The following is a 14830-nucleotide window of genomic DNA, read 5'->3' on the forward strand; positions in this document are numbered from 1 at the left end:
AGTATCGCGACCGCCGGGCGTGGGGCAAGGGGCAAGTGCCGTTCCTTCACCGGAAATTCGAGCCCGCGCACGCCTGGGCGCGCACGGACTCCTCGCGCGCGCCCCGAGGTGTCAGGGGTGGCGCGGACGGGGTGTGAGGGCCTGCTCGAACCAGACCGTCTTGCGGTGCCCTGAGGCGCTCGTGCCCCACTCCCGGGCGAGCCTGCTGACCACCCTGAGACCCCGGCCGCGCTCGCCGTCCGGTCCCGCGCTCAGGAGTTCGGGCAGCGCCGGCTCGTCGTCGAGGACCTCGCACAGCAGGGCGTCGGTGCGGACCAGCCGCAGCCCGACCTCGGCGCCCGCGCCGTGCCGCACGGCGTTGCCGACGACCTCGCTGACCAGCAGTTCCGCGGTCTCGATCGCGTCGGTGAGGCCCCACTCCGCCAGCCGCTCACGGACGAGCCGCCGGGCCCGGGACACCTCGCGGGCCTCACGCGGGAGCTGCCACTCGGCGACGTGGTCGTCCGGGATGCCGTTCAGCCGGGCCATGAGGAGCGCCACGTCGTCCTTGCGTCCGCCGTGGGTGTTGAGCGCGCGGATGATGGTGTCGCAGGCGTCGTCCATCGAGGCGGCGGGATGGGCCGCCGACTCGCAGAGCGCGGCGAGGCCCTCACCGATGTCGCCGCCCCGCACCTCCACCAGGCCGTCCGTGCACAGTACGAGCCGGTCCCCCGGCGAGACCCGGACGACGGCGGTCTCGAAGGGCACCCCGCCGACCCCGACGGGCGCGCCGGTCGGCAGGTGCAGCAGTTCGCTGCGGCCGTTTTCGGCACGCACCAGGACGGGCGGGATGTGACCGGCGTTGGAGAGCTCCAGCTCCCCGCGGATCGGGTCGTACACCGCGTACAGGCAGGTGGCGAGGTAGTTCTCGCCGAGCCGCCGCGCCAGGTCGTCCAGGCCGCGCAGCAGTTGGGCGGGCGGTGTCCCCATGGTGGCCATGGTCTGCACGGCGGTGCGCAACTGGCCCATCATCGCGGCCGAGTTGAGGCCGTGGCCCATGACGTCACCGACCACCAGCGCGGTGCGCGAGCCGGGCAGCTTGATGGTGTCGAACCAGTCGCCGCCGACCCGGCCGAGGCGGGTGCCCGGGAGGTAGCGCGTCGCGACGTCGCAGCCCGCCATGCGCGGCGAGACCTGCGGCAGCATGCTGTCCTGCAGCGTGTCGGCGACGTTCTCCTGGTAGGTGTACATGCGGGCGTTGTCGAGCACGAGGCCGGCCCGGGCGGCGAGTTCGGCGCCCGTCGTGCGGTCCATGTCGTCGAACACCTCGCGGTCCGCGCGGCGCATGAGCACCATGAACCCGAGAACCACGTTGCGCGCCTTGAGCGGGACGACGAGCAGGGAGCGGCCGGTGATGAGGGGCCGCAGGTCGCGCTTCTCGAACTGCCCCGAGATGCGGTCGGCCAGCTCCTCGCCGATGCGCGGGATCAGCACCGGCTCCCCGGTGCTCATGCACTGGAAGAACGGCGTGTGCTCGGGGAAGGCGATGGCCTCGCCGACCGGCACGGTGTCGTCCCAGCGGCCCGGTTCGTCGTTGTGCTCGACCCAGACCCGGTGCCACACGGTCGTCACGTCCGGGGCGCCGTCCGGGAAGCTCTCGCCGGCGAGGACCGCCGCCCGCAGGTGCGTACCGGCGAAGTCCGCGAAGCGGGGCACGGCGGCGCTGGTGACCTCGCGGATCGTCTCGCCCAGGTCGAGCGAGGAGCCGATGCCGGTGCTCACCTCGTTCAGGAACTCCAGCCGCTCGCGGACGGCGGCGTACTCCAGGTCGTGCTCGGCCCCGGAGGGCACGAGCACCCGGCCCGGCGTCTCGGTCCCGGCGGCGGCCCACTGCCTGCCCGCGCGGCGCGGCACGCCCCAGTCGGGGGTCACCGGCACCCGCTCGTACTGGCTGAACTCCAGGATGGGGTAACCGAGTTCGAGGACCTGCGCCACGATGCGGCCGCTCAGCTCCGGCCCCATGTTCGGCAGGACCTCGGGCAGCCTCTTCGCGAGGTCGTCCGGGGCCGGGAGCTCGGTGTACGGGGCGAAGCCGGGGGCGATGCGCTCGACGACCTCGTCGTCGTAGCCCCGCTCGGCCTTCAGGCGTTCGGCGTCCGCCGCGAGCACCAGGAGCCGGGCGGGGCCCGGTCCGATCAGCGGGTAGCCCCACCACAGGATGTCGAGCCGTCCCCGGTCCGGTCCGGTGAGCCGGGCCCGCCCCGCCGCGGGGTAGGAGCTGCGGCCGCCGAGGGACGCCTCCAGGTCGGGGCCCAGTCCGTCGTACGTCTCGTAGGGCCCGTAGGCGTCGGTGAGCGGCTCGGCGTCGAGGACGTCGGGGAGGGCGCCGGAGACGGGGAGCAGGTCGGCGGCGGGGCGGCCGAGCGCCTCCTCCCGGGTGGCACCGAAGAGGCGCCGCGCGCCCGTGCTCCAGTGCGAGACCAGGCCGTCGCGGTCCACGACGACCACGGCCAGCGGGATGCGCCCCTCGGCGGCGTACCGCGCCGCGGGGCTCTCGTGGGCTCCCGCACCGGGATGTGCGCCCACTTCCGTGCCACGGTCCATGGCCAGGCCCTTTCTCCCCACGGATCCGCAAGATCTGCGTCGTCCTCACCACGGTACGGCGGCGACCGGCCGGGATGTGCGCCAACTCCGGAATTGCCCGCGCCGGGGGCGGCTCCGGCGCGGGCGGGCCGTCCGGGACGCGCAACGGTCAGTCCTCGTGGCCCAGTTGGAGGTCCCGCTCGGTGCTGCCGCCGCCCGCCATCCGGAGCACCGTGGCCACCGGCGGGTACCCGGCCGCGATCACCGTGTACTCCCCCGAGGACAGGTCGACGAACCGGAACGTGCCGTCGGCGCCGGTGGTGAGGGTGTCGACGACGTTGCCCGCCGCGTCGAGCAGCGTGACGCGCGCGTCCTCGACGGGCCGTCCGCCGCCCGCCCGCACGGTCCCGCGCAGGACGGCCCCGCCCGCGAGTTCGACGTTCTGGCGGGTCTCCCGGGCGGCCTGCACGGTGACCGGCAGGGCGGTCGGGCGGAACGCGGGCGCGCCGGCGGCCAGGGTGTACTCGCCGGCGACCAGCTCGGTGATGAGGTAACCGCCCTCGGGGCCGCTGCGGGTGGTGGCCACCACCTCGCCCTGGACGTTGGTGAGCGTGACGGTCGCCTCGCGCACCGGTGTGCCGTCGGCGGTGAGCACGCTGCCGGCCAGGCGACCGGCGCCGCCGAGCACCACGTCCAGCTCCACCGGGCGCTCGCCGACGGTCACCGACACCGCCTGCGGCTGGTGGCCCCCGGCCGCGGCGATCAGGACGTACGAGCCGGAGCCGGGCGTGGAGAGCGCGTACCGCCCGTCCTCGCCGCTGGCGCCCCGCCCGATCTGCCGTCCCACGACGTCGATGAGGGTGAGGGCGGCCCGCGGCACGACGGTGCCGTCGTGGTGCTGCACCGTGCCGCACACCGGCACCCCGGCGGTGTGGGTGCGCGACTGCGGGACCTGGGCGAGGGGGGCGGTCTCGGCGGGGGCGTTGTACGACACCAGCGGTTTCTCCTTGAGGAAGAAGGCGATCAGCAGGCCGAGGACGAGCACCGGCACCAGGTAGAGGAAGATCCGCGGCATCGCGTCGGCGTACGCCCGGATGTACTCGTCGCGCAGCGCGGGGGGCATCGCGTGGACGAGCTGCGGGGTGATGGACTCGGGGTCCGGGCCGTCCGCGCGCGCGGGAAGGCGTTCGGCGAGCGCGTCGGCGAGCCGGTTCGCGAAGAGGGTGCCGAAGACGGCGGCGCCGACGCTGCCGCCGATCTGCCGGAAGTAGTTGTTGGCACTGGTGGCGGTGCCGAGGTCGGCGGGGCGCACGGAGTTCTGCACGGCGAGCACGAGGACCGGCATCACCATGCCGATCCCGGCGCCGAGCACGGCCATCCAGACGCTGTAGTGCAGCCGGGGCGTGTCCACCTCCAGCCGCGACAGCAGCCACATGCCGAGGGCCGAGAGGGCGCCGCCCAGCACGGGGTAGACCTTGTAGCGGCCGGTGTGGCTGATGAGCTGCCCGGAGATCACCGAGGCGCCGACGATGCCGCCCATCATGGGCAGCATGAGCAGGCCGGACTCGGTGGCGGTGGCGCCGTCGACCATCTGGAGGTAGGTCGGCAGGTAACTGGCCGCGCCGAACAGCGCGATGCCGATGACCAGCCCCACGAGGGCGGTGACGTTGAAGACGGCGTCCCTGAACAGCCGCAGCGGGATGAGGGGTTCGGGCGCGAGACGCTCGGCGACGAGGAACAGCGCCGCCGCCGCGACGGCTCCGGCGGTGAGGCCGAGGATGACGCGGGAGCCCCAGGCGTACTCGGTGCCGCCCCAACTGGTCAGCAGGACCAGGCAGGTCGAGGCGGCGGCGAGCAGCAGCGTGCCGAGGACGTCCAGGCGTCCCCTGGCGGCGGGCTTCGGGAGCTTCAGTACGACGGTGACGACGGCCAGCGTGAGCAGGCCGAACGGCACGTTGATGTAGAAGCACCACCGCCAGGACAGGTGGTCGGTGAAGTAGCCGCCGAGCAGCGGTCCGGCGACCGAGGCGAGGCCGAACGCGGCGCCGATCAGCCCCATGAAGCGGCCCCGCCGGCGCGGCGGCACGATGTCCGCGATGATCGCCTGCACGCCGATCATGAGCCCGCCGGCCCCGACGCCCTGCACGGCGCGGAAGGCGATGAGCTGGTCCATGCTCTGCGCCCGGCCGGCCAGCGCGGAGCCGACGACGAAGACGACGATGGCGAACTGGAAGACGCCCTTGCGGCCGAAGAGGTCGCCGAGCTTGCCGTAGACGGGCAGTCCGACGGTCGAGGTGAGGAGGTAGGCGGTGATGGCCCAGGACATCTTGTCGAGGCCGTGCAGCTCGCCGACGATCTTCGGCAGGGCGGTGGCCACGATCATCTGCTCCAGCGCCGCGAGCAGCAGCGCGAGCATGAGCCCGACGAAGACCAGGCGCACCCGGCGCGGGCTGAGGTCCGGCGTGCCGGGTGCCGGTTCCCGGGGTGGCGCGTCGACGGCGGGAGCCGTCTCCCGCTCGGTCTTCACCAGCGTCGTGCCACCCACGTACCGCTCCCCTCGTCGCGCCTGCGCCGCCCATTTCTCGCATTACGCGACAACTGGGAGCAAGCGCGACGAGTCGCCCCGCACCCCGGCCCGGAGGACGTAACCGCCGGTCGGAGCCCTACGGCGTACGGGAGAGCCGTACCGAAAACCACTCGAAACGGTGAGTTCCGCCGGGGCCCCGAGCGGTCAACTCCGGGCCCCGCGACATCAGTTCCGAGTCAGCTCCCGGCTACTTCTCGACCTCGGCGGCGAGGTTGGCGAGCTCCGCGTCGTAGATCCGGGCGAGGCCCTTGGGCGCGAAGGTCCGCTCGAAGAAGCCGCCGATGCCGCCGGCGCCGTTCCAGACGGAGGTGACGACGACGCGCGCCCGGCCCTCGCCGGCCGGGGTGACCCGCCAGGTGGTGACCATCGAGGAGTTGCGGTCCTTCTCGACCAGCTCGCCGTCGGTCGGCTCACTGACCTCGAGCAGGCAGTCGCGGACGCGCTTGCTGGTGGCCTGGAGCTTCCAGTGCACGAGGGTGCCCTCGCCGTCGCCGCCCTCGCGCACCTCGTACTCGCTGAAGTGCTCGGGCAGCAGCTTCGGGCGCGTGCCGCTGTAGTCGGCCAGGGCGTCGAAGACCGCCTCCGCATCCGCCGCGATGACCCGTTCCGTGGTGGCCTCGACCTGCGCCATTGACTTCCTCCAGCACTTGGTTTTACGGGGTGTGCGGTCAGCCAACCACCCGGCGGGCGGGCCGCCCAAATCGGGGCCGGGCGGGGGCCGGGAAACCGGGTCGCACGATCAAGGGAACATGTGTTCTATTCTGGGGTCAGTGCTACCTAGGAGGACTCATGCGCTGGGAGAACCTCACGGCGGACCCCGAAGCGGACCGCGCCCGGGACGCCGCACTGTTCGGCGCGGACGCGGTGACCACCCGCACCTTCGACAGCCCGGAGTTCCGGGGGATCACCTTTCACGAGATCCGGGCCCGCTCGATCGTGAACCGGGTGCCGGGCGCCTCGCGCATGCCCTTCGAGTGGACCGTCAACCCCTACCGCGGCTGCACGCACGCGTGTGTGTACTGCTTCGCGCGCAAGACGCACAGCTATCTGGACCTCGACACCGGCCTCGGCTTCGACTCCCAGATCGTGGTCAAGGTGAACGCGCCCGAGCTGCTGCGCCGCCAGCTCGGCTCGCGGCGCTGGCACGGCGAGCACATCGCCATGGGCACCAACGTGGACTGCTACCAGCGGGCCGAGGGCCGCTACCGGCTGATGCCGGGCATCATCGCCGCCCTGCGCGACCACGCGAACCCCTTCTCGATCCTCACCAAAGGGACGCTGATCCTGCGCGACCTCGATCTGCTGACGCAGGCGGCCGAGGTCACCGACGTCGGGATCTCCGTCTCGGTGGGCTTCACCGACCGCGAACTGTGGCGCACCGTCGAGCCCGGCACACCCGCTCCCGAGCGGCGCCTCGACGTGGTGCGCGCCCTCGGCGAACGCGGCATCGCCTGCGGGGTCCTGATGGCCCCGGTGATCCCCTTCCTCGGCGACGGTCCGGACCAACTCCGGGCCACGGTGCGGGCGATCGCCGCCTCCGGCGCCACCTCGGTGACCCCCCTGGTGCTGCATCTGCGGCCCGGCGCCCGGGAGTGGTTCATGGCCTGGCTCGGGCACCACCACCCGCATCTGGTGCGCCGCTACGAACGGCTGTACGCGGAGGGTGCCTACGCGCCGAAGTGGTACCAGCGCCGGATCACCCGCCAGGTCCACGAACTGGCGCAGGAGTACGGCATCGGACCCGCGCGCGCGGGCGCGGCACGCAGGATCACCGCCCCCGAGCCGGTGCCGGCCGCGCCGGTACCGACGCAGCTCACGCTGCTCTGAGGCGGCGGGCGCGACCCGGCGGCATCCGAGCGCATCCCGCTGCTCAATCGGGTCAAGACGGCGCAGAACGCGTTCTTCCGGGCGCCCTTTCCGGGACGATACGGCGGAGGCCGTGAGGTGCACGGCTCAGTTCCTCCGTCCCGGGAGGCCCCATGAGGAAACGCGCAGCCGCTCTGTGCGGCGCCGCCGCCGTAATGGCCACGATGATCACGTCGGTGCCCGCCGACGCGGACGCCGACGCCGCGTCCGCCCCGCCCGCCGCGGCGGGGCCCGCCTGGAAGAAGTGCGGCACCAGCGCCTACCCGACGCTCCAGTGCGCGTCCCTGAAGGTGCTTCTGGACCACTCCAACCCGCACGGCCGGCGCATCACGATCGCGCTGTCGCGGGTCCCGCACACCGCGAAGACGTACCAGGGGCCCCTGCTGGTGAACCCGGGCGGCCCCGGCGGCAGCGGGCGCAAGCTGGCCGGCTTCGTGGCCTCCACGCTGCCGAAGAAGGTGGCGGCGCAGTACGACGTCGTCGGCTTCGACCCGCGCGGGGTCGGCGCGAGCAGGCCCGCCCTGAACTGCCGGCCGAAGCACTTCGCGCCGGTGCGGCCCGACACCGTGCCGCTCACGCCCGCCGTGGAGGAGGCGAACCTCGACCGGGTGCGGGCGTTCGCCGAGAGCTGCGGCACCAAGTACGCGGACGTGCTGCCGTACATCGACACGGTCAGCGCGGTCCGTGACATGGACGCCGTGCGGCGGGCGCTGGGCGCCGAGCGGATCAACTACTTCGGCTACTCCTACGGAACCTACCTCGGCGCCGTGTACGCGAGGCTCTACCCGGAGCGGGTGCGCCGCCTGGTGCTGGACTCCGTCGTCGATCCCACCGGGGTCTGGTACGACGACAACGTCCAGCAGGACTACGCCTTCAACGACCGGCACATGGCGTTCATGAAGTGGGTCGCCCGGCACCACAAGAGCTACCGGCTCGGCACCGACCCCGCCGCGGTGGAGGCCAAGTGGTACGGCATGCGCGGGGCTTTGGCGAAGAAGCCCGCGCGGAAGAAGGTCGGCGCCTCCGAACTGGAGGACACCTACATCCCCGGCGGGTACTTCAACGGCTACTGGCCCTACCTGGCCGAGGCGTTCGCCGCCTACGTGAACCGCAAGGACACCGGCCCGCTGGTCGAGGCGTACGAGAACTTCGGCGCGGTCGACGCCGCGGGCGACAACGGCTACAGCGTCTACACCTCGGTGCAGTGCCGTGACGCGCGCTGGCCCCGGGACTGGGAGCAGTGGCGCAAGGACACCTGGGCGGTGCACGAGGAAGCGCCGTTCATGGCGTGGAGCAACGCCTGGTACAACGCGCCCCTGCGCCTTCTGGCCGGTCGAGCGGCTGCGGCCCGTGGACGTCTCGAACGACGAGCTGCCCCCGGCGCTGCTCTTCCAGGCGACGGACGACGCGGCCACTCCGTACCCGGGCGCGGTCGCCGTCCACGAGCAACTGCGCGGCTCCAGCCTGGTGGTCGAGGAGAAGGGCGGCAACCACGGCATCACGCTGAGCGGGAACGCCTGCCTGGACAAGCACTTGGCGGCCTATCTGACGAGCGGCGAGGTGCCGCGCGGTGACGGCGGGGCGGACGCGGTGTGCAAGGCGCTCCCGGACCCCGAGCCGCTGAGCGCCAAGAAGAAGGGCTCCTCGCGCGGTTCGACGCTGCACGGGCTCCTCGGCTTCCGCGGCTGACCGGCCCTGACGACGTGTCGGCGGCGCCGGAACGGTGCCGCCGACCATGGGCAACGCCCCCGACGGCACCGGCCGGCGGGGATGTTGTCCGACCCGTGGTCCACCATGGACGCATGACCGAGCCGACGCGCATCCCCGCCCCCGCCGGGGTCGCCCCCGCCGCCGCGTACACGCATGTCGTCATGGGGACGGGGCGATTCGTGGCCGTCTCGGGCCAGCTCCCCCTGGACGAGGACGGCGAGCTCGTCGGCCCGGGCGATCCGGCCGCACAGGCCCGCCAGGTCTTCGAGAACCTGCGCCGCTGCCTGGCCGCCGCCGGCGCCACGTTCGGCGACGTCGTGAAACTCACCTACTTCGTCACGGACATGGCCCACATGCCCGCCGTCCGCGCGGCCCGCGAGGCCCACATACCGGCCGACCGTCTCCCGGCCGCGTCGGCCGTCCAGGTCGCCGCACTGGTCCGCCCGGAGTTCCTGATGGAGATCGAGGCCTACGCGGTGCTCGCCGAGTGAGCGGCCCGGACCTCCGGGAGATGACCGGAAGCCATTGGGGCACCGGGTCCTGAGGTCCGGCGGGCCGGACAGGTCACCGGTTCCGCGGGAGGGCCGGCCGGGTCACCGTCGCTCCGGGCGGACCGCCCCGGTCACCGTTTGTCCAGGCGCGCGAGCGCGTGGACGGCCGCCTCCGCCAGGGGCGGGTGGGCCAGGCAGTCGGTGAGGACCGGGCGGGCGCGCTCGTCGCCGAGCGTGCCGAGGCCCTCCACGCAGGCGAGGGCGACCCTGCGGTAGGGGTCGTGGGGCCGCAGCCTGCGCCGCAGCGTGGTGATCAGGGCGGGCACCGACTCGGGCGCGCGCAGGGCCGTCAGGAGCCGGACCGGTTGCAGCGCGTAGGCGACGCGCAGTTCGTTGGTGGCGAGCGCGGCGGCGGCGCGGGCGGTGCGCGGGTCGCCGAGCGCGGCCAGCGCGTGGGCGGCGGACGCGCAGCGCTGGGGGTCGCGGTGGTTGAGCAGCAGGACGAGGGCCTCGAAGGCCCGCCGGTCACCGGCGGTCCCGAGCCGGAAGGCCACCAACTCCCGCGCCCAGAGCGGCTGTCCGGGTTCGGTCAGCGCCGCCGCCAGTTCGTCGAGGTCCTCGGTCGTCGCCAGCCGGTCGTACGCGGTGGAGGCTCCCGCCTCGGTCCGTAAGCGCTCCGTGAGTGATCGCAACTCCTCGTCCATGAAGGCGAGCCTAGAGGGGCGCCCGGGACACCGGGACCTACATCACAAACTGAGGGCTGGCGCGCTCGTTACCGCCCGGTTAAGCTCAGACGAGCGAGTTACCCACTCGCGTTCTGCTTGCGGCGGCCTGGTGACGCAGCCGCCGCGAGTGCCAGTCGGTTCGGTACCTCAGGTACCGCAGTTCGACCCGGCTCCGGGACAGAGCCGGTCGGTCCTTCACCGCTCTCGGGGCGCCCGTGCATCGGCCCCTGGACGGCACCGGGCGTGTGCGCTCGTCAGCCCGGCAACACCCGCATCCCTCGCACCGTGTGCGCCTCACCGGCGCACCCGCGTGCTCCCCAGTCGTCACCCTCTTCCTGGAGTCCCGCGATGGCCACTCCCCTGTCCGACACCCCTCTGTCCCCGCTGAAGACCGTCGCCGTCGTCGGCCTCGGCACGATGGGCACCGGCATCGCCGAGGTCCTCGCCCGGGCCGGCCGCGAGGTCGTCGGCATCGACATCAGCGAGGCCGCGGCCGCCCAGGCCGTCACCGCGCTCGAAGCCTCCACCGCCCGCGCCGTGCAGCGCGGACGCCTCACGGAGCAGGAGCGCGGCGACGTCCTCACCCGCTTCCGCACCTTCACCGACCTCCAGGCGGCGGCCGACGCCGACCTGGTCATCGAGGTGACCCCGGAGTCGTACGACATCAAGCAGCAGGTCTTCCGGGCGCTGGACGCCGTGGTGCGCCCGGACACCATCCTCGCGACCGGCACCAACGCCCTGTCGGTGACGCGTCTGGCGGCCGACTCGGCCCGTCCGGAGCGCGTGCTCGGCCTGCACTTCTTCAACCCGGCCCCGGCCATGAAGCTGGTCGAGGTGGTCTCCTCGGTGCTGACGGCGCCGCAGGCCGTGGCCGCCGTCACCGACCTGGCCGTCCAGCTCGGCAAGGAGCCCGTCGCGGTCGGCGACCGTCCCGGATTCGTCGCGGACGGCCTGCTGTTCGGCTACCTCAACCAGGCGGCCTCGATGTACGAGGCGAAGTACGCCTCCCGCGAGGACATCGACGCGGCGATGCGGCTCGGCTGCGGGCTGCCCATGGGCCCGCTCGCGCTGCTCGACCTGATCGGCATCGACACCGCCCGCACGGTCCTGGAGGCCATGTACACGGAGTCCCACGACCGGCTGCACGCCCCGGCCCCGATTCTCAAGCAGCTCAGCGAGGCGGGCCTGACCGGCCGCAAGTCGGGGCGCGGCTTCTACTCGTACGAGGCGCCCGGCAGCGCCACGGTCGTGCCGGACGCGCTCACGCCGGGGTCCGAGCAGTCGGGGACGGCGGGCCGTGCCGTGCGCTCGGTCGGCGTCGCGGGCTCGGGCACCATGGCCTCGGGGATCGCGGAGGTCTTCGCCAAGGCCGGGTACGACGTCGTCCTGGCGGCCCGCAGCGAGGAGAAGGCGCAGGCCGCGAAGGCCCGGATCGGCAAGTCGCTCGCGCGCTCCGTCGACAAGGGCCGGATGACGGCCGAGGCCGCCGCGGGGGCCCTGGACCGGATCACCCCGGCCGGCTCGTACGACGCCTTCGCCGAGGTGGACCTGGCCGTCGAGGCCGTCGCCGAGGACCTGGAGGTCAAGCAGCAGCTGTTCGCCGCGTTCGACAAGGTCTGCAAGCCGGGCGCGGTGCTCGCCACCACGACCTCCTCGCTGCCCGTCGTCGCCTGCGCCCGCGCCACCTCGCGCCCGCAGGACGTGATCGGCCTGCACTTCTTCAACCCGGCCCCGGCCATGAAGCTCGTCGAGGTGGTCCGCACGGTGCTGACCGCGGACGACGTGCACGCGACCGTCCGGGAGGTCTGCGCGAAGATCCGCAAGCACCCGGTGGACTGCGGCGACCGGGCCGGTTTCATCGTGAACGCGCTGCTCTTCCCGTACCTGAACAACGCGATCAAGATGGTCCAGGAGCACTACGCGACGCTGGACGACATCGACGCCGCGATGAAGCTCGGCGGCGGCTACCCGATGGGCCCGTTCGAACTGCTCGACGTGGTCGGGCTCGACGTGTCCCTGGCCATCGAGAAGGTCCTGCACAGCGAGTTCCGCGACCCGGGTCTGGCCCCGGCGCCGCTGCTGGAGCACCTGGTGGCCGCGGGCTGCCTCGGCCGCAAGACGGGCCGCGGCTTCCGCGAATATGCCCGGCGCTGAGGCGCGCGAGGACCGGTACGGGGAGTCCGCCGACTGGGGCGGGCTCCTCGGCCAGGCGGGAGGCCCCCTGCCCGTGGACGGCGGGGGGATCCCGGCATCGGCGCACTCCCCTGCGCAGATGCAGTACGTTCGGGTCATGTCCCAGCCCGCCAAGTCCTCCCGTACGACAGCCACGCCCGACGCGCCGGAGAGCGCCGCGGGCGGCCGCGCGGCCGCGCAACGGCTCAAGATGCGCCGCGAACTGGCGGCGGCGGCCATGGAGCTGTTCGCCACCAAGGGGTACGAGGCGACGACCGTCGACGAGATCGCGGCGCAGGCCGGGGTGGCACGGCGTACGTTCTTCCGCCACTTCCGTTCCAAGGAAGAGGCGATCTTCCCGGACCACGACGACACCCTGATCCGCGCGGAGGCGGTGCTGAACGCGGCACCGGCCCACGAGCACCCGCTGGACACGGTGTGCCGCGGCATCAAGGAAGTCATGAAGATGTACGCCGCGCGGCCCGAGATCTCCGTCTCGCGCTACAAGCTGACGCGTGAGGTGCCGACGCTGCGCGAGGCCGAGATCGCCTCCGTGGCGCGCTACGAGCGGCTGTTCACCCGGTACCTCCTCGGCCACTTCGACGAGCACGCGCACGACGACGACGCCAACGACGATCCGCTGCTGGCGGAGGTCGCGGCGTCGGCCGTGGTCACCGCGCACAACCACGTGCTGCGCCGGTGGCTGCGGGCGGGCGGCCAGGGCGACGTGGAGGCCCAGCTGGACCACGCCTTCGCGATCGTCCGCAAGACGTTCGGCTCGGGCATCGGGGCGGGCCGCGAGACCGCCCCGCAGGCGGCGCCGGCCTCCTCCTTCACCGAGGGCGACGTGCTGGTGACCGTCGCCCGGGTCGACGCGCCGCTGGACCAGGTGATGCGCACCATCGAGCAGGCACTCAAGGAGCGGTCGTAGCGCGCTCGCGCGCCTTCCGTCTCCGCCCCGCCTCCACAGCGCCGGACGGGCTCACTTTGGGCCCGTCCGGCGTTTTCGTACCCATTTTCATGGCCAACCTGATCGATCATCGCTCAGGTGTTACGTAAAGATTTCACCTGAGCGCAACTTCTGGCACTCCGTGCCTTGTCAGGTGACACGGCGTGCCATACGTTGAAGTTGTCCGGGCGGCCGGCGTGCAGAGACCTCACGTACGCCGGCTGTCCCCGCAAGCCTCCTCCGGGCACCGCTCGGAGGTACCCCGGCAAGCGCGCCCGGACGCCTGCGTCACAGGCAACCTTCTGCGCCACAAAGCGCTGCCAGCAGCACGTACGCCGAACCGACGGCACCCTCACATCCACAGCAGCAGCACCGACGTGACCCCCAGCGTCTCCCCTCAAGACGCCATTCGCCGGAGGCAACACAGTGAAGGAAATCCTGGACGCGATCCAGTCGCCGGAGTCGACTTCCGCCGACTTCGCCGCTCTGCCGCTCCCCGAGTCGTACCGCGCGATCACCGTGCACAAGGACGAGACGGAGATGTTCTCCGGGCTCGCCACGCGCGACAAGGACCCCCGCAAGTCGATCCACCTGGACGACGTGCCCGTGCCGGAGCTCGGCCCGGGCGAGGCCCTGGTGGCCGTCATGGCCTCCTCGGTCAACTACAACTCGGTGTGGACCTCGATCTTCGAGCCGGTGTCGACGTTCAGCTTCCTGGAGCGCTACGGCAGGCTCAGCGAGCTCAGCAAGCGACACGACCTGCCGTACCACATCATCGGCTCCGACCTCGCCGGCGTCGTCCTGCGGACCGGTCCGGGCGTCAACTCCTGGAAGCCCGGTGACGAGGTCGTCGCGCACTGCCTCTCGGTCGAGCTGGAGTCCTCCGACGGCCACAACGACACGATGCTCGACCCCGAGCAGCGCATCTGGGGCTTCGAGACGAACTTCGGCGGCCTCGCCGAGATCGCGCTGGTGAAGTCCAACCAGCTCATGCCGAAGCCCGACCACCTCAGCTGGGAGGAGGCGGCCTCCCCCGGCCTGGTGAACTCCACCGCCTACCGGCAGCTGGTCTCCCGCAACGGCGCCGGCATGAAGCAGGGCGACAACGTCCTGATCTGGGGCGCGAGCGGCGGACTCGGCTCGTACGCCACCCAGTTCGCGCTCGCCGGCGGCGCCAACCCGATCTGTGTCGTCTCCTCGCCGCAGAAGGCGGACATCTGCCGCGCGATGGGCGCCGAGGCGATCATCGACCGCAACGCCGAGGGCTACAAGTTCTGGAAGGACGAGCACACCCAGGACCCGAAGGAGTGGAAGCGCTTCGGCAAGCGCATCCGCGAGCTGACCGGCGGCGAGGACATCGACATCGTCTTCGAGCACCCCGGCCGCGAGACCTTCGGCGCGAGCGTCTACGTCACCCGCAAGGGCGGCACCATCACCACCTGTGCCTCCACCTCGGGCTACATGCACGAGTACGACAACCGCTACCTGTGGATGTCCCTGAAGCGGATCATCGGCTCGCACTTCGCCAACTACCGCGAGGCCTGGGAGGCGAACCGCCTCATCGCCAAGGGCAAGATCCACCCGACGCTGTCGAAGGTGTACTCCCTGGAGGAGACCGGGCAGGCCGCGTACGACGTGCACCGCAACCTCCATCAGGGCAAGGTCGGTGTGCTGGCGCTCGCCCCCCGCGAGGGCCTCGGTGTGCGCGACGAGGAGAAGCGCGCGAAGCACATCGACGCCATCAACCGCTTCCGGAACGTCTGAGGTC

General features: G+C 72.3%; 9 protein-coding genes and 1 pseudogene. 6 read left to right on the top strand and 4 right to left on the bottom strand.

The window, feature by feature from the left end; genetic code table 11:
• Positions 1–111: 111 nt before the first annotated feature.
• The 3 genes from ACWGIS_RS14435 to ACWGIS_RS14445 all read right to left on the bottom strand — a co-directional run bounded on the left by ACWGIS_RS14435 (position 112) and on the right by ACWGIS_RS14445 (position 5780).
• Positions 112–2583: a SpoIIE family protein phosphatase gene (locus tag ACWGIS_RS14435; RefSeq protein WP_453362722.1), complete on the bottom strand. Its 2472-nt coding sequence runs from the start codon at positions 2581–2583 to the stop codon at positions 112–114.
• 148 nt (positions 2584–2731) lie between these two features.
• On the bottom strand, positions 2732–5107 hold the full coding sequence (locus ACWGIS_RS14440) for an MFS transporter (protein ID WP_453362723.1): 2376 nt from the start codon (positions 5105–5107) through the stop codon (positions 2732–2734).
• A 229-nt stretch (positions 5108–5336) separates the two neighbouring features.
• Positions 5337–5780, bottom strand: a complete 444-nt coding sequence (locus ACWGIS_RS14445; RefSeq protein WP_453362724.1) for an SRPBCC family protein — start codon at positions 5778–5780, stop codon at positions 5337–5339.
• Between the two features lie 158 nt (positions 5781–5938).
• Here ACWGIS_RS14445 and ACWGIS_RS14450 point away from each other — a divergent pair, with 158 nt between their 5' ends.
• The 3 genes and pseudogenes from ACWGIS_RS14450 to ACWGIS_RS14460 all read left to right on the top strand — a co-directional run bounded on the left by ACWGIS_RS14450 (position 5939) and on the right by ACWGIS_RS14460 (position 9216).
• Complete coding sequence (locus tag ACWGIS_RS14450) at positions 5939–6976, top strand: Rv2578c family radical SAM protein (RefSeq protein WP_453362725.1); 1038 nt, start codon at positions 5939–5941, stop codon at positions 6974–6976.
• Positions 6977–7128: 152 nt separating this feature from the next.
• Positions 7129–8704: pseudogene (locus ACWGIS_RS14455) on the top strand (alpha/beta hydrolase).
• A gap of 113 nt (positions 8705–8817) precedes the next feature.
• Complete coding sequence (locus tag ACWGIS_RS14460; RefSeq protein ID WP_453362726.1) at positions 8818–9216, top strand: RidA family protein; 399 nt, start codon at positions 8818–8820, stop codon at positions 9214–9216.
• Between the two features lie 131 nt (positions 9217–9347).
• On the opposite strand, the gene ACWGIS_RS14465 is transcribed toward ACWGIS_RS14460, so the two are convergent.
• Positions 9348–9920, bottom strand: a complete 573-nt coding sequence (locus tag ACWGIS_RS14465) for an adenylosuccinate lyase (RefSeq protein WP_453362727.1) — start codon at positions 9918–9920, stop codon at positions 9348–9350.
• A 369-nt stretch (positions 9921–10289) separates the two neighbouring features.
• On the opposite strand from ACWGIS_RS14465, the gene ACWGIS_RS14470 reads away from it, so the two are divergent.
• The 3 genes from ACWGIS_RS14470 (at position 10290) to ccrA (ending at position 14826) form a co-directional block, all read left to right on the top strand.
• Positions 10290–12095, top strand: coding sequence for a 3-hydroxyacyl-CoA dehydrogenase family protein (locus ACWGIS_RS14470; protein ID WP_453362728.1), 1806 nt, complete (start codon positions 10290–10292; stop codon positions 12093–12095).
• Positions 12096–12231: 136 nt separating this feature from the next.
• A complete protein-coding gene (locus ACWGIS_RS14475) occupies positions 12232–13044 on the top strand; it encodes a TetR family transcriptional regulator (protein WP_453362729.1) in 813 nt (270 codons plus the stop codon).
• A 444-nt stretch (positions 13045–13488) separates the two neighbouring features.
• Complete coding sequence (gene ccrA / locus ACWGIS_RS14480; protein ID WP_453362730.1) at positions 13489–14826, top strand: crotonyl-CoA carboxylase/reductase; 1338 nt, start codon at positions 13489–13491, stop codon at positions 14824–14826.
• Positions 14827–14830 lie beyond the last annotated feature (4 nt).

Source organism: Streptomyces sp. NPDC054842, assembly GCF_053611025.1.